Origin of the sequence: Bacillus sp. bc15, assembly GCF_900142585.1 — a bacterium.
Lineage (GTDB): Bacteria > Bacillota > Bacilli > Bacillales > Bacillaceae_G > Bacillus_A > Bacillus_A cereus.
In genome coordinates this window covers 37,118-61,530 of record NZ_FRBJ01000015.1, presented here as the reverse complement: position 1 = coordinate 61,530, position 24,413 = coordinate 37,118, and the positions used below count along the sequence as shown (strand labels likewise).

The window sequence follows — 24,413 nt, the reverse complement described above, 5'->3', positions numbered from 1 at the left end:
GTAGGTCCGGTAGGTCCTTGAATGAACGAAGCAGAATTAACTAGAGCAGTTTGTAATGCTGCTATTAATTTAAGAAGCTCTTGAAGTGTGCAAGGGTCAATTCGGAATAATTTTGTAATGTATAGTAAATAGTTAATGAGATTTTGAAGCTCAATAAATACAGCGCTTGCTACAAAGGTTGGATTTCTTAATATAGTTATTAAGTTTTTAATAATAGCTAACCCTTGTGCTTTCAGGGAGGAAGTAGCGTCTAGTGAACAAATAAATTTACTTAGTAGGTTCAATGTATCGATTAGATCTTCAATATTTTGGGGAGATGGATTTGCAAAAAGTGTTGGGATTATTTTTGTTAAATCAATAATAATCGCACGAAATGTTCTAAGTTGAGCTTTAGTAATTGGGATTGATGGAGTATTTGGGATTCGTCCAGCGCTACTTGGAAAGCATGGTTTGGAGAATTTGTTTTGATTGTCGTTATAACGAGACATTAAATCTCTCCTTTCTCACGAAAATGTGAACGAAACTCATCATAGTAGATGCAGAAATTAGTTAAATGGTCATAGTAAAATCGTTTGTTTAAAGAAAAAATAGAAAAAACGCCTTACAATAAGGCGTTTTTTCTATTTTCTGCGTATTGATAATATCGCTTTAATGAAATTTTTGATTTGAATCCAGCGAGTTTTATAATTTCTGATTCAGGAGTTTCTTTTTTTATTAAGTTTAAAATATAGGTGTTACGAAAATGTTGTCCTGAAATTCCTTTACGTAAATTGGCTCTAGCCACTTCGAGGCGAATCATTTTTTGTATAGCAATTTCCGTTAATGCCTTTGGTGCATCATTTTCATATACCCACCTGTATGTTCCACGGTTAAAATCAAATGCGACAAACAATGAATCATCACTATGATACTTAGGACGAACTGGTTCTGGGATACTTTTGTAATAATTATATAGTTGTTTTTTGTCTTCTTTTGCTAATGTAATTGTTCTTTCTACACCTGCGGTTGCTGGGATTGACAATGTGTTAGTTTCAAAGTGAACGTGATGCATTGTTAATGCTGTAAGTTCCTGTAAGGATAAACCGTAGTCGATCAATAGATTTAAAATAGCAATATTGCGATCCATTAATAAAGGGCGCACAGGAAGTTGTTTTTCTGAAAGTCCTTCTAATGAAGTGACTATATACTTTAATCTTTTTTCTTCATCAGGTGAAATGAAATCTTCGTTACGAAGTGTACGGTCTGGTTGAATAGATATTTCCATATTCTTCAATGGATTGGGAATGTTTAGAAAGTGATGCATTCTATTTAATACAGTAAATACACGATGCATCGTTTTTTCTGAGTAATGTCGATTCGTTTTTAAATCGGAAAAGTAATCTTCGTAGTCTTTTGTACAAAGTGTAGCCCATATATTACTGGAAGGGAGCTTTTTGTTTTTTTCTAACCAATGTCCGAAGTCTTCAACGTCATAAACATAACGTTTAATAGTTGAGGGTTTTCGGCCTTTATTCAATAAAAAAATAGAAAAGGCTTGTATTGTATCATGGAATTCCGTTGTCTCCATAGTCCCACCACCTTAATTATTTCTTATATTATAGCAAACTTTTCTGAAAATAGGCATTTACAAGGGGGACAGGAATAATAATATTTGGTGAGTGGATAAAGTGAAACTATAATCAGTGGGGATTTTGTTCATCCTCTGCGATTATTAGTTGAACCAATCGGGCATTTACGGGCGGTTATCTCCCGCTTAAATACCAAGCGTTTGCTGAATGTCGAGGTGGGAGTCTTACTGCTCGCAAATAGCGGGATAAAATGAGGTGATTGTATGGAACAATCGATGCGAAAGAAAAACAACAATCAAATTAATATTGTGTTAAACCATCGAAAGAAAATTTCTTTGCCAGCCGCAGAAAATAAAACGGTAATTTCAAATGAAACTACAATTAAACATGAAATGCTGCAGAGAATTGAAGAAGAGATGGGGAAGCTTGTTGGGATGGATGATATAAAAAAGATAATAAAAGAAATATATGCTTGGATTTATGTGAATAAAAAAAGACAAGAGAAGGGATTGAAGTCTGAGAAGCAAGTGCTTCATATGCTGTTTAAAGGGAATCCGGGTACAGGGAAGACAACTGTTGCTAGAATGATAGGGAAATTGCTGTTTGAGATGAATATTCTATCGAAAGGCCACTTGGTTGAAGCTGAACGTGCTGATCTTGTAGGAGAGTACATCGGCCATACAGCTCAAAAAACAAGAGACTTAATAAAAAAAGCAATGGGAGGTATTTTGTTTATTGATGAGGCGTATTCTTTAGCTCGAGGAGGAGAGAAGGACTTTGGAAAAGAAGCAATTGATACGCTTGTAAAACATATGGAAGATAAACAACATGGTTTTGTATTGATTTTAGCTGGATATTCAAGAGAGATGAATCACTTTCTTTCATTAAATCCAGGGCTGCAATCTCGTTTTCCATTTATTATTGAATTTGCGGATTACTCGGTAAATCAGCTATTGGAAATTGGAAAGAGAATGTATGAAGATCGTGAATATCAGTTATCAAAAGAAGCTGAATGGAAATTTAGGGATCATTTACATGCGGTGAAGTATTCGTCGCAAATTACATCGTTTAGTAATGGGCGATATGTACGGAATATTGTTGAAAAATCAATTCGTACACAGGCGATGCGGTTGTTGCAAGAAGATACGTATGATAAAAATGATTTAATTGGAATATCGAGTATGGATTTGATGCTCGAAGAGGAGACGCACAGTACATAAACTGTGCGTCTATTTTTGTGTATAAGTTCGTTTACTCTTTTTTTGCTTTTTCTTGGTGCGCTTTATGGAAGCGTTCCATTTTAGCGCTCTTTTCGTGTGCTGAATTAGGGTCGTGTCCAAATTGGTTTACTGAACTTTTTTGAGCTCCTTTATTAACGTGGTTTGTCATTTGTATTCACCTCACTTTAAAAATTAGTATAAACATTATATAAAGAAAAAATCGTTAGAAAAGAAAAACCTCTTTACGATATGTAAAGAGGTTAGATTGCTATTTATGCATTGAACGTTCTTTCGTTTCGATACGTCTGTGCGGTAAATGCCATTTGTAATGAATAGAAACCATGCGGAAGCAAACAATTAAAATGAATAAAATGTAAAGGGCCCAATCGCTAACAATAATTTGAGCGCCAATTAAGAAACCTGCTAAAATTGTCCAAAAGGCATATACTTCAGCTCGAAGAACGAGAGGTTTTCTGCGGGCTAAAAGGTCGCGAATGATACCGCCGCCGATACCAGTTAAAACAGCTGCCACGATTGTGGCACTAATTGGTAAATTTAATTTTTGAGCATATAATGCTCCTTGTACAGCAAATGCTGATAAGCCGATAGCGTCAGTGATATTTTCCCACTTTTTCCAATGTCTAATTAACTTATTTGGAAAAAGAAAAATAATAGTCATTGATAAAAGTGCGATTTGGAATAACATGTCTTGTTGCCAAAACGCGACAATCGGATAACCGATTAATAAATTACGAAGGGCACCTCCCCCAAATGCGGTTGCCATTCCTAAAATATACACCCCGAAAATATCATAATCCTCTTCCATTGCAACAATGGCTCCGCTTAGTGCGAAAGCGATTGTGCCTATGATGCTAAAAATCTCCCATGCCATGAATTTTCTCCCCCGCTAACTAGATGAAATGTGCTTCCTCTGCTATTATATTAGAAGGTTTAAATTTCGAAAAGGATGAGTGAACATATTTGATGGAAGAAAAAGAAAAAGTCATATTAGTAGGCTGTCAATTGCCGCAAGATGATGATGAAAAATTTATGCATTCCATGAAAGAGCTTGCATCACTAGCTAAGACTGCGAGAGCGGAAGTGTTAGTTTCAACAACGCAAAAACGACCAAAGTTTCATCCGGCAACTTACATAGGTAAAGGGAAATTAGAAGAGCTTACAATGCTAACTGAAGAATTAGAGCCGGATGTTATTATATTTAATAATGAATTAACGCCGAGTCAAATTCGGAATTTATCCTCAGTATTAGATGCGAGAGTAATTGATCGAACGCAACTAATACTAGATATTTTTGCGCAACGTGCGAAGTCGAGGGAAGGTAAGCTTCAAGTAGAATTAGCTCAGTTGCAATATACAATGCCACGTCTTATGGGGCAAGGGTTGTCCTTATCACGTCTTGGTGGTGGTATTGGAACGAGAGGACCGGGTGAGACGAAACTTGAGACGGATCGTCGTCATATTCGATCGCGTATTGATGAAATAAAGAAACAACTTGCAGTTGTTGTGGAACACCGAAAAAGATATCGTGAGAGAAGAAAAGACAATAAAGTATTTCAAATTTCATTAATAGGCTATACAAATGCAGGGAAATCGACACTGTTTAATAGATTAACGGAAGCTAATACGTTTGAAGAAAACCTTCTGTTTGCAACACTAGACCCAACGACGAGGAAGATGCCCTTACCTTCTGGTTATACAGTATTACTAACTGATACTGTTGGTTTTATACAAGATTTACCCACTTCATTAATTGCTGCTTTTCGTTCAACACTGGAAGAAGCGGGGGAAGCAGATATTATTTTACATGTAGTTGATTCTGCGGATCCTAACTACATAGGGCATGAAAAAACAGTAAAACGATTATTATCAGAACTTGAAATTAATCATATTCCTATTATTACGTTATATAATAAAAAAGATGAATTACATCAAAACTTTATTCCGTTTCCGAAAAGTGATTTCTTAATGACTAGTGCTTTTGAAGAAAGTGATTTATTGCGTATAAAAGAAGCGATAGAAATGAAAATGAAGAAAGAAATGGATCGTTATCGAGTAGAAATCCCTCCGAGTGAAGGTAAGTTATTAACGCTTTTAAAGACAGAAACGCTATTAGCAAAGATGGAGTTTCTGGAAGATAAATTTGTATATGATTGTGCAGGGTATATTTTTACTCATTCATCGCTTAATGTGCAATTAAAGAGATTTTTAGTGGAAGAAGGAGAAAATAAAAATGTTTGATCGTTTGAAAAATGGAGAAAAAATTGCTCCAATCGTAAAAGAAGTAGAGAATCAGATTACAGAAGTACATAAACGTGCGGATGAAGTAATTGAAAGTAATCAGTTTCGTGTATTAGAAAGTTTTCGTAAACATAAAATTAGTGACTCGCATTTTATCCCGACGACAGGTTATGGTTATGATGATATTGGCCGTGATACGTTAGAAAAAGTGTATGCTGATGTATTTGGGGCGGAAGCTGGACTTGTTCGTCCGCAAATTATTTCAGGTACTCACGCTATTTCTACAGCGTTATTCGGTATTTTACGTCCAGGAGATGAGTTATTGTACATTACTGGGAAACCGTATGATACGTTAGAGGAAATCGTTGGTGTGCGTGGGAAAGGTGTAGGTTCATTTAAAGAATATAATATTGGTTACAATGCAGTTCCGCTAACTGAAGGTGGGCTTGTTGATTTTGAAGCTGTTGCAGCAGCGATTCATAGTAATACGAAAATGATCGGTATTCAGCGCTCAAAAGGTTATGCTACTCGTCCATCGTTTACTATTTCTCAAATTAAAGAGATGATCGCGTTTGTTAAAGAAATTAAACCTGATGTTGTTGTGTTTGTAGATAATTGTTATGGGGAGTTTATTGAAGAGCAAGAGCCGTGTCATGTTGGTGCAGATTTAATGGCGGGTTCGCTTATTAAAAACCCAGGCGGGGGAATTGTAAAAACTGGTGGTTACATTGTCGGTAAAGAACAGTATGTTGAAGCGTGTGCATATCGTTTAACATCTCCGGGAATTGGTGCGGAAGCTGGAGCGTCTTTATACAGTCTGCAAGAAATGTATCAAGGGTTCTTCTTAGCGCCACATGTTGCAGGACAAGCGCTGAAAGGTGCAATTTTTACAGCTGCGTTTTTAGAAAAGTTAGGAATGAACACGTCACCAGCGTGGAATGCACCAAGAACAGACTTAATTCAATCTGTTCAATTTGATGATAAAGACCGTATGGTTGCCTTCTGCCAAGCGATTCAATATGCATCTCCAATTAATTCGCATTTTACTCCGTATGCAAACTATATGCCAGGTTATGAAGATGATGTAATTATGGCGGCGGGAACATTTATTCAAGGTGCAAGTATTGAATTGTCTGCTGATGGTCCGATTAGACCACCGTATGTTGCATATGTGCAAGGTGGATTAACGTATTCGCATGTTAAAATTGCGATTTGTTCTGCGATTGATGAATTGATTGAAAAGAATTTATTAACAATTTCTTAAAGGGGAGCTGTCGATATCGGCAGCTTTTTTCGTATAAAAGTAACGATTTCTGCGATTAGAAAAAAGAATGAAAAAATTCATAAAAAATCATGTAAGAAAAGCTAACATCTATTGACACTAAACATAACATGTTATAAAATGAGAAGCAGTTAAGGCGAAGGAGGAACTGAAAAATGAAAGAAGATAGACGTTCTGCCCCGCTGTTTCCAATTGGTATTGTTATGGATTTAACACAATTGTCTGCACGTCAAATTCGCTACTATGAAGAGCATAATCTTGTTTCTCCAACCCGTACAAAGGGGAATCGTAGATTATTTTCATTTAACGATGTAGATAAGTTGTTAGAGATTAAAGATTTGTTAGATCAAGGCTTGAATATGGCTGGTATTAAGCAAGTGTTACTAATGAAAGAAAATCAAACAGAAGCAGTGAAAGTAAAAGAAGAAACGAAAGAAATTTCAAAAACTGAGCTTCGCAAAATACTTCGAGATGAATTACAACATACAGGTAGATTCAATCGAACTTCATTGCGACAAGGTGACATTTCAAGATTTTTTCACTAAAGATAACTGATTCTGAAGGCGATTAGAGGGACTAAGGAGGAATTTATAATGTCTAGATACACAAAAGAAGATATTTTCCGTTTGGCGAAAGAAGAGAATGTAAAGTATATCCGTTTACAATTTACGGACCTTTTAGGGGTAATTAAAAACGTAGAGATTCCAGTGAGACAATTAACGAAAGCTCTTGATAACAAAATGATGTTTGATGGATCTTCGATTGAAGGTTTCGTACGTATTGAAGAATCTGATATGTATTTATATCCTGATTTAGACACTTGGGTAATTTTCCCTTGGACAGCTGAAAAAGGTAAAGTAGCTCGACTAATCTGTGATATTTACAATGCAGATGGCACTCCATTTGATGGAGACCCACGTAACAACTTAAAACGTGTGTTAAAAGAAATGGAAGCTTTAGGATTTTCAGACTTCAATCTTGGACCAGAGCCAGAATTCTTCCTATTTAAGGTTGATGAAAAAGGAAATCCAACATTAGAATTAAACGATAACGGTGGATACTTCGACCTTGCGCCGATGGATCTAGGGGAAAACTGTCGTCGTGATATCGTTCTTGAACTTGAAGAAATGGGATTTGAAATTGAAGCATCTCACCATGAGGTTGCTCCAGGGCAGCATGAAATTGACTTTAAATATGCAAATGCAATTCGCTCATGTGATGACATTCAAACATTCAAACTTGTTGTAAAAACAATTGCTCGTAAACATGGTTTACACGCAACATTTATGCCGAAACCACTATACGGTGTGAACGGTTCAGGTATGCACTGTAACTTATCATTATTTAAAAATGGTGAGAACGTATTCTTTGATGCAAACGGTGACTTACAACTAAGTGATGATGCTCGTCACTTCATCGCAGGTATTTTAAAACATGCACCAGCATTTACAGCGATAGCAAATCCAACTGTAAACTCATATAAACGTCTAGTACCTGGATATGAAGCGCCTTGTTACGTAGCATGGTCTGCACAAAACCGTAGCCCGTTAGTACGTATCCCTGCATCTCGTGGTATTAGTACACGCGTAGAAGTACGTAGTGTTGACCCAGCTGCAAACCCATATTTAGTAATGGCTACATTATTAGCTGCAGGTCTTGATGGAATTAAAAACAAATTAACTCCACCAGCTGCAGTAGACCGTAACATCTATGTAATGACAAAAGAAGAGCGCGAAGAAGCAGGTATCGTTGACTTACCAGCAACATTAGCGCAAGCGTTAGTTACATTACAATCTAATGAAGTAGTATGCGGTGCACTAGGAGAACACTTACTTGAGCACTTCATCGAAGCGAAAGAGATTGAGTGGGATATCTTTAGAACACAAGTTCACCAATGGGAACGCGATCAATATATGTCTCTTTACTAAGAGGCTTGAACCCTTGATACAACTCGTATCAAGGGTTTTTTAATTCCCTATTATTACAATTTTATATGGTTGCAAAATGAAAAACAGCCACATAAAAGCCAATAATTAATAACAAGTAGTGATATCATAGAAAAACATTATCAGATAAATGTAAGTTTTATATAATTTGTGAAATGAAAAAGCCTTGATACTACGGTATCAGGGCTTTTTTAGTGAAGTTATTGGATATGTTAACTACTAGATAATGGATTGTTTTTGGTTATTTTGAATCATGTTACTAAGAAAATCTTTTCAAAAGAATTGATCTTATCTTTTTTAATCACTTGTGCTAAAACTTAATAATTCTTTACTGCCTTGTACAACGCGAGCGATGATTTTTATGTCCTCATCTGCAAGGCTATAAGTTTGTGGCTTGTGAATCAGATTATTACTCAATGATATTAACGTAATGATGCTCAGTTATAACACAGTCTTATTCAGAATTTCGTTAGTTCATTTTCTAAATTTAAGGAATAAATATAGCTTAGTACCTTGCAATAAACAATACTAAGTGGTATATTATGGATAAATCAGGTACCGTGTATTGAACAGTACTAAGATAGGGAAGGAGGATGGCACTTGAACGTTCAGTTTAAAAAAGGTGTGCTTGAACTTTGTGTATTAGCACTTGTAAAACGTAAAGATAGTTACGGTTATGAACTTGTTCAGCAAATCTCTAATAAATTTTTAATATCGGAAGGATCAGTATACCCTTTATTACGTCGTTTGACGAAAGAAGGGTATTTTCAAACGTATTTAAAGGAATCTACGGAAGGGCCACCTCGTAAATATTATCAATTAACAGAGCGAGGGGAGACGCAATTTCATTTGTTAGTAACAGAATGGCGTGATTTTGCGAAAGGGGTACAAGAAATTATTGAAGGGGTGGAATGGGATGAGTAAAGAAGGGTTTCTTAAAGAATTATCAAGTTATCTTAGAAAGTTACCAGAGGAAGAGAGGCAAGATATTTTATTGGATTATGAAGAGCACTTTCAGTTTGGACTAGAAGAGGGGAAAACTGAATCAGAAATAATTCAGGGCCTTGGTTCTCCGAAAGTAATCGCAAAAGAGTTACTTGCGATGTATCGCTTCGATGAAATGAAAAAAAATCCATCGACTTCAAATGTGACAAGAGCTGTTATGGCAGCGATTGGACTTAGTTTGTTTAATTTTATTATTGTGTTAGGCCCGTTAGTCGCAATTGTTGCTTTTATATTTTCTTTTTGGATTGGTGGTATTGCTAGTGTAGTAACACCATTTTTCGTTATTGGAAAAGTATTTATGGGTACTTTTATATGGTTGGATCTTTTCGTTAGTATAACGTTTGTTGGAGTAGGTTTATTGTTATGTATTATCGCTTTTTATAGTACAAAGTGGTTTAAGAGATTGTGTGTACGATATGTAATATGGAACTTCAAAATGATAAAAGGAGAGTAAATGATGAAAAAACTATTTTTAATCGCTATCGCTTGTATCATTATTGGAGTAATAGGAATTTCCCAAACATATGAAAAAGCAGTACAAACTGCTGAAAAAGGCGATAAAGAAGATGTAATTAAAAACGAAACATTAAAAAATATAGAAGTTAAGTTAGATGCCGGAGATATTGTTATCCAAAAATCTCCTGATTCTTCTTTTTATGTAAAGCAATCAGGAGATGTACGTAAACAAGAGATTCGTATTGCAGAAGATGGTGACACATTAAAAATTATTGGGGAAAGAGAAAAAGGTGCTTCATTTGATTTTTCTTTTTATGATTTTAGGTTTCAAACGTCTAAATTGACTCTCCTTGTGCCCGAACGCTCTTATCAAGATGTAAAAGTAAATTCATCTGCTGGACAAATCGAAATGAGTGATGTGAAAAGTGATAGCGTAAGTGTTAGAACACTTGCTGGAGAAGTAGAGTTGAAACAAGTAACGGCTAAGAATGTGGAAGGATCGACAAAAGCTGGTGAGGTGGAACTTTAAGAAGGTATTAGGGAAAGTGACCGCAAAAACAAAAAGTGGGGAAATAAATATTCAAGATCATGATTCCAAGTATAATCTAGAAGCAAGTTCAACTGAGGGAGACATAGATATTACTTTATCGGAAAAACCACAAGATGCGGTAATTACTGGGCAAAGTGCTGCCGGAGATGTAACAATTTTTAATGAAGAAAATAATAACGTAACAATTGGCAATGGTAGTAAAAAGATTAGCGGTAAAACGGCTGCGGGAGATGTGACGATTGAAACTCGTTAATAAGAAATAGAATGTATGGAAATCTATCAAAATACAAAAAAGAAGATAATTACCGTATATAAATAAGGTAATTATCTTCTTTTTATTATTTTTAATGTAAATCACGATATACGCCAATTACTTTCCCGATAACTGACACTTGTTTTAAAATGATAGGTTCTAATGAAGAGTTTTCTGGTTGTAGACGGAAATGGTCTTTTTCTTTATAGAAACGTTTAACAGTTGCTTCGTTATCTTCTGTTAAAGCGACTACAATTTCACCATTATATGCAGACTGTTGTTGGCGAACAACAACTAAATCTCCATCGAAAATACCAGCTTCAATCATACTATCTCCAGAAATACGTAACATGAACACTTGGTCTGCTCCAGCAACAATACTAGCTGGAAGTGGGAAATGTTCCTCTACGCTTTCAACCGCTGTAATTGGTAAACCGGCAGTAACTTTTCCGACAATTGGAACTTGAATAACAGATTGTGTTTCCGTATCCATTCGGTCTTCACCTAAAATTTCAATGGCACGTGGTTTTGTTGGATCGCGTCGAATGTATCCTTTTTCTTCTAATCGTGATAAATGTCCGTGCACTGTAGAACTAGAAGCGAGGCCGACTGCTTGACCAATTTCACGTACGGAAGGTGGATATCCTTTTTCTTGTACTTTTAGCTTAATAAAGTCGAGAATGTCTTGCTGGCGTTTCGTTAACTTTTCCATGTTTTCTAACACCTCGTTTTCTTTCATTTTTCTTATTAATAAGTATAACATGTGAAAAAACATTCTACAAACATAAGTTCGAACAAATGGCGGATTTATGTTACACTATAGGGAAATAATAGGGAGAAAGAGGGGTTCAAAATGAATGCAATTATTTATGCACGTGTGAGTACAACGAAAGAAGCGCAAGAAACATCATTATTACGTCAAAAAGATGAATTATTGCATTTAGCTGAGCGCTATCAAATGAATGTTACTAAGGTGATTGAAGAGCAGGCTAGTGGATATACAATTGAACGTGACGGTATATTAGAGGTGCTGGATACAATTCGAGACGAACAAATTGATGTGTTACTTATACAAGATGAAACGCGCCTTGGTAGAGGAAATGCGAAGATCGCATTAATGCATTGTTTACATAAAGAAGGCATAAAAGTATATACGCATACACATAATGGTGAATTACAATTGTCGGATTCTGATTCGATGGTATTAGATATTATTGGTATTGTTGAAGAATATCAAAGAAAGATTCATAATTTGAAAATTAAACGAGGTATGCAACGTGCAGTAGAAAAAGGTTATCGTCCAGAAAATAATTTAAAAAATCGTCATTTAAGTGTAGGAAGAGAGAAAAAAGAAGTGCCAATTGAGGAAATTGTACGTTTGCGAAAAAGTGAACTCACGTTTGAAGAAATTGCAGCAACATTACGTGGATTTGGTCATAATGTTTCAAAGGCGACTGTACATCGTAGATATGTAGAGTATACGAAGCAATTGCTTGATAAAGAAGAGTAACTATTGTATGATAATAATCAGTTTTGATTAGAAGGGGGATTCGAGATGATTAATCACGAACTCGTTGAACGCATTAACTTCTTAGCGAAAAAAGCAAAAGCTGAAGGTTTAACTGAAGAAGAGCAACGTGAGCGTCAATCGCTACGTGAACAATATTTAAAAGGATTTCGTCAAAATATGTTAAACGAACTTAAAGGAATTAAAGTTGTTAACGAAGAAGGTACAGATGTTACACCGACGAAATTAAAAGCTTTAAAAAAGCAAGATAATGCAAAATTAAATTAAAAGATGGGCGAAGCCCATCTTTTTTTATTTGTAAAAATCGTTATTTAATAACTTTCCAGTTGTTATTAACGGTTGCTTCTATCGTTTTATGTTCCAATATATAATTAGCGATAAGTTCAGACATATCTGTGGGTATATCTTTTACTACCGGTTTGTTTTGAAACATAAAGAAATTTCCCCCGCCACTTGCACGATAATTATTCATTACAACTTCATATTCTTCATTCATATTAAGAGGAGCACTGTTATGCTGTAAAGATTCTACTCTTTCACCAATTGGTTTTGAAATGTTTAATACATATGAAATCCCTTCCCACATATCATAATTATAATGTTGTGGTTTTGGTTCTATGTAGGTAGGACTTACGATGATGGATCCATCTGTTTTTAATGTGAAATAAGAAGCAGAGAGTTCAAGAGCGGCTTTTATATCAGCTCCAGTTATTCTAATTACTTTTAATGTGTTTGGATAAATATAATTAGAAACGATGTCACGCATTGTTACATGTTCCGGGAAACCTGGAGATGTATTATGGAACAAACTTGTACAAGAAATTGATACCTTAGCTATATCCATCTGTATTTTATTTATGAATTCGATAAAAGGATGATCGTGCAAACGAGTTTGCATAGCATCTGAAATTTGCATGTCCCCCTGAATGATTCCAATAGGTTGATCAAGCCACTTTTGTGTTTTCTCTTCGTAATCGGCTACCAATGAAAGTACATCTTGGTCCGCTTCAATTCCTTGTACAGATAATAATTCAGAAGAGCTCTCTTTTTTTACCCATTTACGTTTCGTTTTTTCGAATGTTACTTTTACTTTGCCGACTGAGTGTCCATTGCATCCGGTCTGTAAAATTGTTACACCGTTAGCCATTGTGTGAGAAATTTCTCGGTGTTGATGACCTGTTAGTAAAAGATCTATGCCTTCAATTTCATGGCACATTGCATATCCTTGGTTTTCACCTGTTAACACGTCAGTAGGTTCCCCGGTTTGTAAATCTTTTTCAAATCCACCGTGATAGGCTACGACTAATAAATCGGGTTTCTCATGTTCGCGAATATAAGAAACCCATTTTTTTGTAGTCTTTAATGCATCTTCAAATAGTAAATCTTTAATGTGATGGGCCTGTTCCCAATTTGGGATGTAATGTGTTGTTACCCCTAAAATAGCGATTTTTATATTGGATTCAATCTGTTTGATTAAATAAGGTTTTCCGAAATAGGGTTTGTTTATGTTTTTATCTAATATGTTTGCTGATAGGTACGGGAAGTTCGCAGTAGTCACAGCATTATTTAATATATTCATCCCGTAATTAAATTCATGATTGCCGATAATTGCAGCGTCATATTGTAAGTAATTCGCTAATAAGGACATTGGATTTTTTTTGTTTTTTTCGTATGTAACGTAATGATAAGTAAATGGTGTTCCTTGAATAAAGTCGCCATTATCAATTAAAAGAACGTTTGTATTTTGGGAACGTTCTTTTTTTATAAGAGTAGAAATTTTAGCTAAACCAAGTTCTGCTGGGGAGTTATCTTGGTAGTGAATAGGATAAACAGTGCCATGTATATCGCTTGTTAATAAGATGTTTAAAGTTACAGTTTGATTTTGTTCCAATATGACTCACCTTTTCTATTGTTATCTTCCAATTAATCATATCAAATATGTGAAGTGAATTTTGATGTGAATGTATAGAATGTGTAAAGATTCTGTAAATACCCAATTGTGTATCAAAATATGTGATATATTTCTTCATGTTTACGGAAGGTTATTTTATAACAAGAAAAATGGAGGCATTAATATGTTGAAAAAAGTTTTTGCAATGAGTACAACAGTTGTACTAGCGGCCGGATTATTAAGTGGCTGCGGGACGAAAGAGTCCAGTGCAAGTAAAAATGAAGATACGAAAAAAGGTTATGTACCAAAGACCTTAAATGTTCAATTTGTTCCTTCTCAAAATGCGGATACGTTAGAGGCAAAGGCAAAACCATTGGAAAAGCTATTAAGCGATAAATTAAATATTCCGGTAAAAGTTAGTATTTCAACTAACTACAATACAATTGTAGAAGCGATGGCATCTAAACAAGTAGATGTAGGATTTTTACCGCCAACAGCGTACGTATTAGCACATGAAAAGAAGGCTGCAAATGTAATTTTGCAAGCACAACGTTTTGGAGTAGAGGATGAAACAGGAGCTCCTACAAAAGATTTAGTAGATTATTATAAATCTGAGTTTGTTGTTAAAAAAGACTCTAATATAAATAGTGTAAAAGATTTAAAAGGTAAAAAAATTGGTTATCAAGATGTAACATCATCAGCAGGATATGTATGGCCTGCAGCTGTTCTATTAAAAGAGGGAATTGATCCGCTAAAGGATGTGAAACCTGTTACATTAAAAGGGCATGATCAGTCACTTATTGCTCTTTTAAATGGTGATGTAGATGCAGCTGTTGTATTCCAAGATGCTCGTAATATTGTAAAAAAGGATTATCCGAATATATTTGATCAAACGAAAATAGTGAAATTTACTGAGAAAATTCCGAACGATACAATTTCTGTACGCTCGGATTTAGATGCAGAGTGGAGCAAGAAATTACAAGATGCTTTCATTGAAATTGGAAAAAATGAGGAAGGCCGTAAAATCATTAAAGAAGTATATTCTCATGAAGGATATATTAAATCTGATGATAGTAAATTTGATATTGTTCGTGAATATGGAAAGACAGTGAAGACGCAATAATACATAGTGAAATGGCGGCTAGCTGGAAGGTGTGAGATTTCAGTTAGTTTGCCGTTTTTTAGTTATTGATAATACATTGAAAGTAGGTAAGATGTGTGATAGAGTTTCGAAATGTTTCCAAAATGTATCCGAATGGCACAAGGGGATTGAATAATATAAATTTAAAGATTCAAAAAGGTGAGTTTATTGTAATGGTCGGATTATCCGGAGCTGGAAAATCTACACTTCTCAGATCCGTAAATCGTCTTCATGAGATTACCGAAGGAGAAATCATTATTGAAGGTGAGTCTATTACTTCTGCGAAAGGAAAAGGATTAAGGCGTATGCGCCGGGATATCGGTATGATCTTCCAAAGTTTTAACCTTGTAAAGCGATCAACAGTATTAAAAAATGTATTAGCTGGTCGTGTTGGATATCATTCTACATTACGTACAACGTTAGGTTTGTTTCCGAAAGAAGATGTGGAGCTCGCATTTCAAGCATTAAAAAGAGTGAATATTTTAGAAAAAGCATATGCGCGTGCTGATGAATTATCAGGAGGACAACAGCAACGTGTATCGATAGCTAGAGCATTGGCGCAAGAAGCAAAAATCATATTGGCAGATGAGCCTGTTGCATCGTTAGATCCACTTACGACAAAGCAAGTGCTAGATGATTTGAAAAAAATTAATGAAGATTTTGGAATCACGACAATTGTAAATTTACATTCTATTGATTTGGCTAGACAATATGCGACACGCATTATCGGATTACATGCAGGAGAAATTGTTTTTGACGGTTTAGTAGAAGAAGCAACGGATGAAAAATTTGCTGAAATTTATGGGGACGTTGCTCAGAAAAGCGAATTATTAGAGGTGGCAGTAAAATGAATGACGTGACGATATATTCAAATGAAATACCGAAGCCGCCGAGTAAATTGAAACATATGTTAACGTTTATTTTAGTTATTTTAATGCTGTGGAGTAGTAGTGTACAAGTAGATGCATCATTTTCAAAATTGGTAGACGGTTTTCCAAATATCGTAGATCTATTGAAAGAAATGGTGCCACCTGATTGGAGTTATTTTCAAGTTATTACAACAGCGATGTTAGATACAATACGTATGGCGATTATTGGGACGACCTTAGGAGCGATTTTAGCTATTCCACTTGCATTGTTTGCAGCAAGTAATGTGTTTACTAACACATTTTTATACAGTCTAGCTCGAATGATTTTAAATTTTATACGAACAATACCAGATTTATTATTGGCGGCTATTTTCGTAGCGATTTTTGGAATTGGGCCACTTCCAGGTATTTTGGCTCTTACTTTTTTTTCAATTGGACTTGTAGCGAAATTGTTGTATGAATCAATTGAATCAATTGACCCTGGCCCACTAGAAGCGATGACAGCTGTAGGGGCTACTAAGGTACAATGGATTGTTTATGGAGTCATTCCACAAGTAAAAGCACACTTTGTTTCCTATGTACTATATACATTTGAGGTGAATGTACGTGCAGCGGCTGTTCTAGGTTTAGTAGGAGCAGGTGGTATTGGACTATATTATGATCGTACACTTGGATTTTTACAATATCAACAAACTGCTTCTATAATTATCTATACCCTTATTGTTGTTTTGTTAATTGACTACATTAGTACATTGTTGCGGGAGAAACTATAATGAATAGAACGACGATGATTGTGCCAAAACCGAAGAAACCGAGTATATATCGCTGGATTATTTTAATAGCACTTACAGTTGTATATGTATGGGCCTTTTCAGGAGTACCATTAGAAGGGATAAAGGACACAGCAGGTGAAATCACGAAAGCAATTATGACAGGGATATTAAATCCAGACTGGTCGTATGTATCTTTGCCAGATGGTGAAGATTTATTGCATGGATTAATTGATACGTTGGCAATTGCGATATTAGGTACATTTATTTCTGCATTTTTATCTGTTCCGTTTGCCTTCTGGGCGGCAACGAATATGAGTAGTGGAAAATTAACTTCAGGATCTGGGAAATTTGTACTTAGTTTTGTTCGTACGTTTCCTGAATTAGTTATGGCTCTTTTATTTATAAAAGCTGTTGGTCCAGGCTCTTTTGCAGGAGTATTAGCTTTAGGATTACATTCTATTGGAATGTTAGGGAAACTATATTCAGAAGGAATTGAAAACATAGATAAAGGACCGACGGAAGCGTTGCTAGCAACAGGAGCAAACCGTTTTCAAATACTTTGGTATGCAGTGTTACCACAAGTGTTACCAGATTTTCTATCGTATACGTTATACAGATTTGAAATTAATGTACGATCCGCTGCGATTTTAGGGGTTATTGGAGCAGGAGGGATTGGTACCCCTTTAATTTTTGCGCTGAGTTCACGGAATTGGTCTCGTGTTGGGATTATTTTATTAGGTATTATTTTAATGGTAATTATAATTGATTTGATTTCAAGTTCGATTCGGAAACGGATTGTTTAACTTATTTGAAAAGCATCGAAGTTAGATGCTTTTTTATGTTTTTAAAAACGTATTTAAAAAAGTAAGTATAGAAGAAATTTGTATAAATATACAGATAATTCTCTTTCTTTTTAAAATAAAAATAATGAAAAAGTATGTCATATTGAATGCCCATACATTCCCGGAAACATTGATTTTTTTATAAAAAATCAAAAAAATATCAACATATTTGTCGATACATGTTGTATAATCTTGCGTGGGAAGCTATCATATAAATGTATAAAACGTTTACTAATATAAGCGAAGGGAAGAATAGCATGTCACATTCAATCGAACAACTTTCTATCAACACGATTCGCACATTATCCATCGATGCGATTGAAAAAGCAAACTCTGGTCACCCAGGAATGCCAATGGGTGCAGCACCAATGGCTTATACATTATGGACTCAATTTATGAAACACAATCCAAATAACCCAACGTGGTTTAACCGTGATCGTTTCGTATTATCTGCAGGTCATGGTTCAATGTTATTATACAGCCTACTTCACCTATCTGGTTATGATGTAACAATGGATGACTTAAAGAACTTCCGTCAATGGGGAAGCAAAACTCCAGGACATCCTGAGTACGGTCATACAGCTGGTGTAGATGCAACGACTGGTCCACTTGGACAAGGTATTGCAACTGCTGTAGGTATGGCAATGGCTGAAAGACATTTAGCTGCTAAATATAACCGTGATGCGTATAATGTAGTAGATCATTATACATACGCTATTTGTGGTGATGGAGATTTAATGGAAGGCGTTTCTGCTGAAGCATCTTCATTAGCTGCTCATTTACAATTAGGTCGCCTTGTTGTGCTTTATGATTCAAACGATATTTCATTAGATGGCGATTTAAATCGTTCATTCTCTGAAAGTGTAGAAGATCGTTACAAAGCATACGGATGGCAAGTAATCCGTGTTGAGGATGGAAACGATATTGAAGCAATCGCGAAAGCAATTGAAGAAGCGAAAGCTGACGAAAAACGCCCAACGCTAATTGAAGTAAGAACGACAATTGGTTTCGGTTCTCCAAACAAATCAGGAAAATCAGCTTCACATGGTTCTCCACTTGGTGTAGAAGAAACAAAATTAACGAAAGAAGCATATGCTTGGACTGCTGAGCAAGATTTCCACGTAGCAGAAGAGGTATACGACAACTTCCGTAAAACAGTACAAGATGTTGGTGAAACTACGCAAGCAGAGTGGAACACTATGCTAGGTGAATATGCACAAGCATACCCAGAATTAGCAAACGAATTCCAAGCAGCAATGAACGGTCAACTTCCAGAAGGTTGGGAGCAAAACTTACCAACTTATGAATTAGGATCAAAAGCAGCAACTCGTAATTCTTCTGGTGCTGTAATTAATGCAATTGCAGAGTCTGTACCATCATTCTTCGGTGGATCTGCTGACCTTGCTGGTTCTAACAAAACATACATGAATAACGAAAAAGACTTTACAAGAGATGATTACAGCGGTAAAAACATTTGGTACGGTGTACGTGAGTTCGCAATGGGTGCAGCAATGAACGGTATTGCATTACATGGCGGTTTAAAAACTTACGGTGGTACGTTCTTCGTATTCTCTGATTACTTACGTCCAGCAATTCGCCTTGCAGCATTAATGCAATTGCCAGTAACGTATGTATTCACACATGACAGTATCGCTGTTGGTGAAGATGGTCCAACACATGAACCAGTCGAGCAATTAGCAGCGCTTCGTGCAATGCCGAACGTTTCTGTTATCCGTCCAGCTGATGGTAACGAATCTGTTGCAGCTTGGAGACTGGCTTTAGAATCTACAAACAAACCAACTGCTTTAGTATTAACTCGTCAAGACCTTCCAACATTAGAAGGTGCAAAAGATGATACGTATGAAAAAGTAGCAAAAGGTGCATATGTAGTTTCTTCAAGCAAGAAAGAAACGGCTGATGTTATCTTACTTGCAACTGGATCTGAAGTAAGCCTAGCTGTTGAAGCTCAAAAAGCATTAGCAGCAGACGGTGTTGACGCAGCTGTTGTCAGCATGCCATCTATGGATCGTTTTGAAGCTCAAACTGCAGAGTACAAAGAATCTGTATTACCAAAAGCAGTAACAAAACGTTTCGCAATCGAAATGGGTGCTACATTCGGATGGCACCGTTACGTAGGTCTTGAAGGAGATGTGTTAGGTATCGATACATTCGGTGCTTCTGCTCCTGGTGAGAAGATTATGGAAGAGTATGGATTTACTGTAGAGAACGTTGTTCGTAAAGTAAAAGAAATGCTTTAATGATTTCAGAAAAATCTCTCCGGCATGGAGAGATTTTTCTATGTAAATGAGTTTTTTCGACAGAAAAAGTTTTTTATCTCTCCGCAGTCAGACAATCATTGCAAATTTTCTTATATATAATGAAGAGAAAAGGTTGTCCAGATTGGGAGGGGAAAAATGAAAACGTATGAATTGTATTTAATTCAAGAGGATATTGCGAAATCTTATTTTGGTCGTGAATATTTGTTTTTTGATTTATTTGCTCGATTTTCAGAATCTGGGTCCCTTTCGGAGAAAAAAGTGTTATATAAACAAATGATGTATATAACAAAACCATTGCAAGTAATGAAAATTCATCATAAATTAGAACAAGCTTTGCGCGTTCTTGGTAAATATGATAGAACACATCATACACATACACTTTATACGGGAGCGGAGTACGGTGAAATAATGGTGAAACCGCACTATATTCGCATGAATACCTCTGGAAATGTCTCTATGGAAACGACTTTCTTTGAGGTGTTAAGAAAGTGTGAATTAACATTTTTAGCTATGGATTATGAAAATACAAAGTACGGATGGCTGAATCCTCTAAAACAAGTACGAACATATGTGTAAAAAATGTCGAATTGTATCTTGTCTTATTGAAAAGGTTTTAGTACACTGTAAGGTAGACAACATGAAGGAGGAAAATATATGCCAATTTGGTTAGGTATTCTAGTGGGCGTAGTAGCACTAGTAGCAGGCGTGGCGTTAGGATTTTTCATTGCCCGCAAATACATGATGAATTACTTACAAAAAAATCCACCAATTAACGAACAAATGTTAAAAATGATGATGATGCAAATGGGACAAAAACCTTCCCAAAAGAAAATCAATCAAATGATGAGCGCAATGAACAAGCAACAAATGAAATAAGCGCTAAAAGACACTCGCTAAGAGTGTCTTTCTTTTTGTTAGTTACAGTTTTTAAAACTTTTAAAAATTCTGTATTTTTGATAAACTGAAAACATCGCTCATTTTAAGGGAGGAGGAAAAAAATGAAAGTGTTTATGAATTTAGCGTGGTTTTTTAAACAAGAAAAACGAGCATACATAACCGGAATTATTTTATTATTTGGCGTTGCACTTTTAGAACTTGTAGCACCAAAAGTAATTGGAATCGTTGTAGATGAAATTAATGATGGAACATTGACGACCAATAAGTTACTAAATTGGGTTGTACTATTAGTAATTGTAGGTATTACGATGTACATATTACGTTACATATGGCGTATTATGATTTTCGGGTCTTCGTTAAAATTAGCTCGCCAATTACGAAAAAATTTATATGAACATTTTACAAAGATGAGTCCATCTTTCTATCAGTCAAATCGAACAGGTGATTTAATGGCACATGCGACCAATGATATTCAAGCGATCCAGCAAACTGCTGGAGCGGGTGTTTTAACGCTTGTTGATTCATTAGCTGTTGGGGGATGTGTACTCGTAGCGATGGGTTTTACAATTAGTTGGAAGTTAACATTGTTAAGTTTAATTCCGATGCCGATTGTAGCCATTTCGACAAATTATTATGGAACGTTATTACATAAAAGGTTTCATAAAGCACAGCAATCGTTTTCGGAAATTAATGATAAAGTGCAAGAGAGTATGAGTGGAATGAAAGTGATTCGATCGCTTGGGCAAGAGAAAGAAGATTTGCAGGCGTTTCGAAAAAAATCAGAAGATGTTGTGCATAAAAATGTGTTAGTTGCACGTATTGATTCGTTATTTGATCCGACAATCGCTCTTATCGTTGGATTTTCTTTTTTAATTGCAGTATGTTACGGATCGGTATTAGTTGTAAGAGGTGAATTAACAGTAGGTGATCTCGTTACATTTACGACATATTTAGGTACCCTCGTTTGGCCAATGTTAGCGTTTGGATGGTTGTTCAATATTATGGAGCGTGGGCGTGCTTCATATGACCGTGTAGAAAAAATTCTTTCACAAAAATCAGATGTAGTAAATAGAGAAAATGCTGTACATACGATAGCGAGCGGTAATGTTTCGTTTGCTGTTGATTCATTTTCGTATAAGAAAAATGAACTGTTACATTTAAACGATATTCACTTTGATTTGAAGAAGGGCGAAACACTAGGAGTTGTAGGACGTACAGGTGCAGGGAAAACGACTTTATTAAAATGTTTAATCCGTGAGTATGATCATTTTAATGGTGAATTAAAAGTTGGGGAGCGAGATATTCGAGATTTAACACTTCATGGTGTCCGTTCTGCTATTTCATATGTGCCGCAAGATCATTTTTTATTTTCAGCAAGTATTGGTGAGAATATTGCCTTTGGAAAGGCGGATGCTACATATAATGAAATTACCGAAGCTGCGGATATTGCTTGTATTCATAATGATATCCTCCAATTTTCAGAAGGATATGAAACAGTAGTAGGGGAAAGAGGCGTTTCGTTATCTGGTGGTCAAAAACAGCGAATCTCTATTGCTCGTGCTTTATTAACAAATGCTGAAATTTTAATTTTGGATGATTGTTTATCAGCGGTAGATGCAAAAACAGAAGAGACAATTTTAAGTGCCTTAAAGAGGGAAAGAGCAGGGAAAACGACGATTATTACTGCACACCGATTAAGTGCAATTCAGCATGCCAATCTTATTCTTGTTGTTGATGAAGGTAGAATTGTACAAAGAGGTACACATGAGGAATTAATGAAGGAAAACGGCTGGTATAAAGAAATGTATGAAAGTCAGCAATTAGAAGCTTTAGTTGAGAAAGGAGGCGTATGATGGTAGAGAAGAAGCGAAGTGATTTAAGTAGATTGCTTTCTTATATGAAGCCATATAAAGGGTTGCTATCTTTAGCATTTATCTTTTTAGTTGGTGCGACAGTAACGGAAATGATGGGGCCTTTTTTAATTAAACAATTCCTCGATGAACACCTAGTACCGCGGGATTTTGAACGATCAGCACTCGTTACTTTATTTGTAATTTACATAGTTGCTCATTTATTAAAAGTATTATTTACGTATTTAAATCTATTGTACTTTCAGAACATTGCTTTTAAGATTGTTCAAGATATGCGAGTTGAAGTATATGAACATGTTCAAAAGCTATCATTAAGTTTCTTTGATCGTACGCCAATTGGTACGCTCGTATCTCGTATAACGAATGATACGGAAGCGATTAAAGATTTTTATGTCAGTGTATTATCAACATTTGTGAAAAATGTAGTCTTTTTAGTAGGTATTTTAATAGCGATGTTTTTATTAGATGTAAAATTAGCGTTATTTTCTCTCGTATTAATTCCGATAATGTTCGCGATTATGGTATTATATCGCCGGAAAAGTGCAGCTTTTTATTTAGAAGTACGTAATCAACTAAGCGTGTTAAATGCAAAATTGAACGAGTCCATACAAGGAATGAATATTGTTCAAGTGTTCAGACAAGAAAAACGTATGAGAAAAGAGTTTGAAGAAGTGAATAATAAACATTATAGTGCAGGGCGACGTACATTGAAGTTAGACGCATTACTTTTACGACCAGCTACGGATTTAGTACATATTGTAGCTATTGCTTTAGTACTAGGTTTATTTGGGATTGATGCTTTAAAGAGCCCTGTTGAAGTAGGCGTTTTATATGCTTTTGTTAACTATATACATCGTTTCTTCCAACCTGTAAATGAGATGATGATGAAATTGTCCTTTTTCCAACAGGCACTTGTTTCGTCATCACGTGTATTTCATTTAATGGACGAGAAAGATTTAGCACCGGTTCAAAAAGGCAATGAGAATCCTCAAGTTGTGGATGGAGATATTGAATTTAAAAATGTTACTTTTTCGTATGATGGAAAGCGTGACGTTTTAAAAAATGTATCATTTCACGTGAAACAAGGGCAAACGGTTGCTTTTGTTGGGCATACTGGTAGCGGAAAAAGTACGATTATGAATTTGTTAATGCGATTTTATAATCTTAAGTCAGGAAATATTGTAATAGACGGTGTAGATTTAGAAAAATTTGAAGAACGAGAAATTAGAAAGAAAATAGGACTCGTATTGCAAGATGCATTTTTATTTGCTGGAAATGTAAAGCAAAATATTCGTATGTATAATGAAGAAATTACGGATGAAGAAGTAAAAGAAGCTGCTCGATTTGTGCAAGCGAATACGTTTATTGAAAAGTTACCAGAGCAGTATGAAACAGAAGTAGTAGAAAGAGGTGCAGCATTTTCAAGCGGTCAACGACAATTAATTGCTTTTGCTAGAACGATAGCAACGAATCCGAAAGTATTAGTATTAGATGAAGCAACAGCTAATATCGATACAGAAACAGAAGAGGCTATTCAAACAGCGTTGCAACAAATGCGAAAAGGTAGAACGACGATAGCCATTGCGCATAGGTTATCTACAATTCAAGATGCAGATCAAATTTTTGTGATGCATGATGGAGAGATAGTAGAAAGAGGAACACATCAAGAATTACTAAGTGAGCAAGGTTTGTATTATAATATGTACTTGTTACAAAATAAAGGGAGTTTGCAAAAGGCCTTGTAAATACAAGGTCTTTTTTATTTTGTATACAAAATATATTT

The 24,413-nt window shown here is 35.5% G+C and carries 24 protein-coding genes and 1 pseudogene; 19 read left to right on the top strand and 6 right to left on the bottom strand.

Translation table 11 applies throughout. The features are described from left to right. Together BUA87_RS27410 and BUA87_RS27405 are read right to left on the bottom strand one after the other, a co-directional pair. Window positions 1-488 (bottom strand): collagen-like repeat preface domain-containing protein (locus tag BUA87_RS27410; protein ID WP_048536039.1); only part of this gene is annotated, 488 nt, incomplete at its 3' end. Between the two features lie 113 nt (window positions 489-601). Then, window positions 602-1,567, bottom strand: coding sequence for a tyrosine-type recombinase/integrase (locus BUA87_RS27405; protein ID WP_000450330.1), 966 nt, complete (start codon window positions 1,565-1,567; stop codon window positions 602-604). 264 nt (window positions 1,568-1,831) lie between these two features. Here BUA87_RS27405 and spoVK point away from each other — a divergent pair, with 264 nt between their 5' ends. Then, window positions 1,832-2,788 carry a stage V sporulation protein K gene (gene spoVK, locus BUA87_RS27400; RefSeq protein WP_000438177.1) on the top strand — a complete coding sequence of 319 codons (957 nt, stop codon included), beginning with the start codon at window positions 1,832-1,834 and terminating at the stop codon, window positions 2,786-2,788. A 31-nt stretch (window positions 2,789-2,819) separates the two neighbouring features. Here spoVK and BUA87_RS31460 read toward each other — a convergent pair whose 3' ends face one another. Together BUA87_RS31460 and BUA87_RS27395 are read right to left on the bottom strand one after the other, a co-directional pair. Further along, a complete protein-coding gene (locus tag BUA87_RS31460; protein ID WP_000181505.1) occupies window positions 2,820-2,957 on the bottom strand; it encodes a hypothetical protein in 138 nt (45 codons plus the stop codon). 99 nt (window positions 2,958-3,056) lie between these two features. Then, the gene (locus tag BUA87_RS27395) at window positions 3,057-3,680 is read right to left on the bottom strand and encodes a trimeric intracellular cation channel family protein (RefSeq protein ID WP_000312267.1); all 624 of its coding nucleotides are present in this window, start codon (window positions 3,678-3,680) and stop codon (window positions 3,057-3,059) included. A 92-nt stretch (window positions 3,681-3,772) separates the two neighbouring features. Between BUA87_RS27395 and hflX the strand changes: the two genes are divergently transcribed. The 7 genes and pseudogenes from hflX (at window position 3,773) to BUA87_RS27360 (ending at window position 10,539) form a co-directional block, all read left to right on the top strand. Further along, window positions 3,773-5,047, top strand: a complete 1,275-nt coding sequence (gene hflX, locus BUA87_RS27390) for a GTPase HflX (RefSeq protein WP_000391412.1) — start codon at window positions 3,773-3,775, stop codon at window positions 5,045-5,047. Then, complete coding sequence (locus tag BUA87_RS27385; RefSeq protein WP_000460282.1) at window positions 5,040-6,311, top strand: methionine gamma-lyase family protein; 1,272 nt, start codon at window positions 5,040-5,042, stop codon at window positions 6,309-6,311. The genes hflX and BUA87_RS27385 overlap by 8 nt, the downstream gene beginning before the upstream one ends. A 173-nt stretch (window positions 6,312-6,484) precedes the next feature. Continuing rightward, window positions 6,485-6,874, top strand: coding sequence for a transcriptional repressor GlnR (gene glnR / locus BUA87_RS27380; protein ID WP_000656783.1), 390 nt, complete (start codon window positions 6,485-6,487; stop codon window positions 6,872-6,874). A gap of 48 nt (window positions 6,875-6,922) precedes the next feature. After that, window positions 6,923-8,257 carry a type I glutamate--ammonia ligase gene (glnA, locus tag BUA87_RS27375; RefSeq protein ID WP_000092763.1) on the top strand — a complete coding sequence of 445 codons (1,335 nt, stop codon included), beginning with the start codon at window positions 6,923-6,925 and terminating at the stop codon, window positions 8,255-8,257. A 618-nt stretch (window positions 8,258-8,875) separates the two neighbouring features. Continuing rightward, window positions 8,876-9,199: a PadR family transcriptional regulator gene (locus BUA87_RS27370; protein ID WP_001102632.1), complete on the top strand. Its 324-nt coding sequence runs from the start codon at window positions 8,876-8,878 to the stop codon at window positions 9,197-9,199. Next, complete coding sequence (locus tag BUA87_RS27365) at window positions 9,192-9,734, top strand: DUF1700 domain-containing protein (protein ID WP_000031386.1); 543 nt, start codon at window positions 9,192-9,194, stop codon at window positions 9,732-9,734. The genes BUA87_RS27370 and BUA87_RS27365 overlap by 8 nt, the downstream gene beginning before the upstream one ends. Continuing rightward, window positions 9,735-10,539: pseudogene (locus tag BUA87_RS27360) on the top strand (DUF4097 family beta strand repeat-containing protein). Between the two features lie 91 nt (window positions 10,540-10,630). On the opposite strand, the gene lexA reads toward BUA87_RS27360, so the two are convergent. Further along, on the bottom strand, window positions 10,631-11,251 hold the full coding sequence (lexA, locus tag BUA87_RS27355; protein WP_000413738.1) for a transcriptional repressor LexA: 621 nt from the start codon (window positions 11,249-11,251) through the stop codon (window positions 10,631-10,633). Window positions 11,252-11,392: 141 nt separating this feature from the next. Here lexA and BUA87_RS27350 point away from each other — a divergent pair, with 141 nt between their 5' ends. Both BUA87_RS27350 and BUA87_RS27345 read left to right on the top strand, forming a co-directional pair. After that, the gene (locus BUA87_RS27350; RefSeq protein ID WP_000991471.1) at window positions 11,393-12,049 is read left to right on the top strand and encodes a YneB family resolvase-like protein; all 657 of its coding nucleotides are present in this window, start codon (window positions 11,393-11,395) and stop codon (window positions 12,047-12,049) included. Between the two features lie 45 nt (window positions 12,050-12,094). Further along, window positions 12,095-12,334: a DUF896 domain-containing protein gene (locus BUA87_RS27345; protein WP_000607015.1), complete on the top strand. Its 240-nt coding sequence runs from the start codon at window positions 12,095-12,097 to the stop codon at window positions 12,332-12,334. 40 nt (window positions 12,335-12,374) lie between these two features. Here the strand turns inward: BUA87_RS27345 and BUA87_RS27340 are convergent, their stop codons facing one another. Then, window positions 12,375-13,958, bottom strand: coding sequence for a bifunctional metallophosphatase/5'-nucleotidase (locus BUA87_RS27340; protein ID WP_000437461.1), 1,584 nt, complete (start codon window positions 13,956-13,958; stop codon window positions 12,375-12,377). Between the two features lie 184 nt (window positions 13,959-14,142). On the opposite strand from BUA87_RS27340, the gene BUA87_RS27335 reads away from it, so the two are divergent. The 9 genes from BUA87_RS27335 (at window position 14,143) to BUA87_RS27295 (ending at window position 24,375) form a co-directional block, all read left to right on the top strand. After that, the gene (locus BUA87_RS27335) at window positions 14,143-15,081 is read left to right on the top strand and encodes a phosphate/phosphite/phosphonate ABC transporter substrate-binding protein (RefSeq protein ID WP_000915063.1); all 939 of its coding nucleotides are present in this window, start codon (window positions 14,143-14,145) and stop codon (window positions 15,079-15,081) included. Window positions 15,082-15,176: 95 nt separating this feature from the next. Further along, window positions 15,177-15,950, top strand: a complete 774-nt coding sequence (phnC, locus tag BUA87_RS27330) for a phosphonate ABC transporter ATP-binding protein (RefSeq protein WP_000569234.1) — start codon at window positions 15,177-15,179, stop codon at window positions 15,948-15,950. Continuing rightward, a complete protein-coding gene (gene phnE / locus BUA87_RS27325) occupies window positions 15,947-16,741 on the top strand; it encodes a phosphonate ABC transporter, permease protein PhnE (RefSeq protein WP_001000773.1) in 795 nt (264 codons plus the stop codon). Before phnC ends, phnE (BUA87_RS27325) begins: the two co-directional genes overlap by 4 nt. Then, the gene (phnE, locus tag BUA87_RS27320; RefSeq protein ID WP_001082388.1) at window positions 16,741-17,544 is read left to right on the top strand and encodes a phosphonate ABC transporter, permease protein PhnE; all 804 of its coding nucleotides are present in this window, start codon (window positions 16,741-16,743) and stop codon (window positions 17,542-17,544) included. The genes phnE (BUA87_RS27325) and phnE (BUA87_RS27320) overlap by 1 nt, the downstream gene beginning before the upstream one ends. Window positions 17,545-17,840: 296 nt before the next feature. Further along, window positions 17,841-19,841, top strand: a complete 2,001-nt coding sequence (tkt, locus tag BUA87_RS27315; protein ID WP_000019776.1) for a transketolase — start codon at window positions 17,841-17,843, stop codon at window positions 19,839-19,841. Between the two features lie 156 nt (window positions 19,842-19,997). Next, complete coding sequence (sirA, locus tag BUA87_RS27310) at window positions 19,998-20,438, top strand: sporulation inhibitor of replication protein SirA (protein WP_000860652.1); 441 nt, start codon at window positions 19,998-20,000, stop codon at window positions 20,436-20,438. Between the two features lie 78 nt (window positions 20,439-20,516). Beyond that, window positions 20,517-20,738 (top strand): YneF family protein, encoded by a 222-nt coding sequence (locus BUA87_RS27305; protein WP_001123317.1) that lies wholly within the window; start codon window positions 20,517-20,519, stop codon window positions 20,736-20,738. Window positions 20,739-20,860: 122 nt separating this feature from the next. Next, window positions 20,861-22,612, top strand: coding sequence for an ABC transporter ATP-binding protein (locus BUA87_RS27300; RefSeq protein WP_000862466.1), 1,752 nt, complete (start codon window positions 20,861-20,863; stop codon window positions 22,610-22,612). Continuing rightward, window positions 22,612-24,375, top strand: coding sequence for an ABC transporter ATP-binding protein (locus BUA87_RS27295; protein WP_000229518.1), 1,764 nt, complete (start codon window positions 22,612-22,614; stop codon window positions 24,373-24,375). Before BUA87_RS27300 ends, BUA87_RS27295 begins: the two co-directional genes overlap by 1 nt. Window positions 24,376-24,413 lie beyond the last annotated feature (38 nt).

Bases quoted from the DNA above. Each gene is read 5' to 3' on its own strand.
- BUA87_RS27405 (WP_000450330.1), bottom strand. From the start codon at position 1,567: ATGGAGACAACGGAATTCCATGATACAATACAAGCCTTTTCTATTTTT.
- spoVK (WP_000438177.1), top strand. From the start codon at position 1,832: ATGGAACAATCGATGCGAAAGAAAAACAACAATCAAATTAATATTGTG.
- BUA87_RS31460 (WP_000181505.1), bottom strand. From the start codon at position 2,957: ATGACAAACCACGTTAATAAAGGAGCTCAAAAAAGTTCAGTAAACCAA.
- BUA87_RS27395 (WP_000312267.1), bottom strand. From the start codon at position 3,680: ATGGCATGGGAGATTTTTAGCATCATAGGCACAATCGCTTTCGCACTA.
- hflX (WP_000391412.1), top strand. From the start codon at position 3,773: ATGGAAGAAAAAGAAAAAGTCATATTAGTAGGCTGTCAATTGCCGCAA.
- BUA87_RS27385 (WP_000460282.1), top strand. From the start codon at position 5,040: ATGTTTGATCGTTTGAAAAATGGAGAAAAAATTGCTCCAATCGTAAAA.
- glnR (WP_000656783.1), top strand. From the start codon at position 6,485: ATGAAAGAAGATAGACGTTCTGCCCCGCTGTTTCCAATTGGTATTGTT.
- glnA (WP_000092763.1), top strand. From the start codon at position 6,923: ATGTCTAGATACACAAAAGAAGATATTTTCCGTTTGGCGAAAGAAGAG.
- BUA87_RS27365 (WP_000031386.1), top strand. From the start codon at position 9,192: ATGAGTAAAGAAGGGTTTCTTAAAGAATTATCAAGTTATCTTAGAAAG.
- lexA (WP_000413738.1), bottom strand. From the start codon at position 11,251: ATGGAAAAGTTAACGAAACGCCAGCAAGACATTCTCGACTTTATTAAG.
- BUA87_RS27350 (WP_000991471.1), top strand. From the start codon at position 11,393: ATGAATGCAATTATTTATGCACGTGTGAGTACAACGAAAGAAGCGCAA.
- BUA87_RS27345 (WP_000607015.1), top strand. From the start codon at position 12,095: ATGATTAATCACGAACTCGTTGAACGCATTAACTTCTTAGCGAAAAAA.
- BUA87_RS27335 (WP_000915063.1), top strand. From the start codon at position 14,143: ATGTTGAAAAAAGTTTTTGCAATGAGTACAACAGTTGTACTAGCGGCC.
- phnE (WP_001000773.1), top strand. From the start codon at position 15,947: ATGAATGACGTGACGATATATTCAAATGAAATACCGAAGCCGCCGAGT.
- phnE (WP_001082388.1), top strand. From the start codon at position 16,741: ATGAATAGAACGACGATGATTGTGCCAAAACCGAAGAAACCGAGTATA.
- tkt (WP_000019776.1), top strand. From the start codon at position 17,841: ATGTCACATTCAATCGAACAACTTTCTATCAACACGATTCGCACATTA.
- sirA (WP_000860652.1), top strand. From the start codon at position 19,998: ATGAAAACGTATGAATTGTATTTAATTCAAGAGGATATTGCGAAATCT.
- BUA87_RS27305 (WP_001123317.1), top strand. From the start codon at position 20,517: ATGCCAATTTGGTTAGGTATTCTAGTGGGCGTAGTAGCACTAGTAGCA.
- BUA87_RS27300 (WP_000862466.1), top strand. From the start codon at position 20,861: ATGAAAGTGTTTATGAATTTAGCGTGGTTTTTTAAACAAGAAAAACGA.
- BUA87_RS27295 (WP_000229518.1), top strand. From the start codon at position 22,612: ATGGTAGAGAAGAAGCGAAGTGATTTAAGTAGATTGCTTTCTTATATG.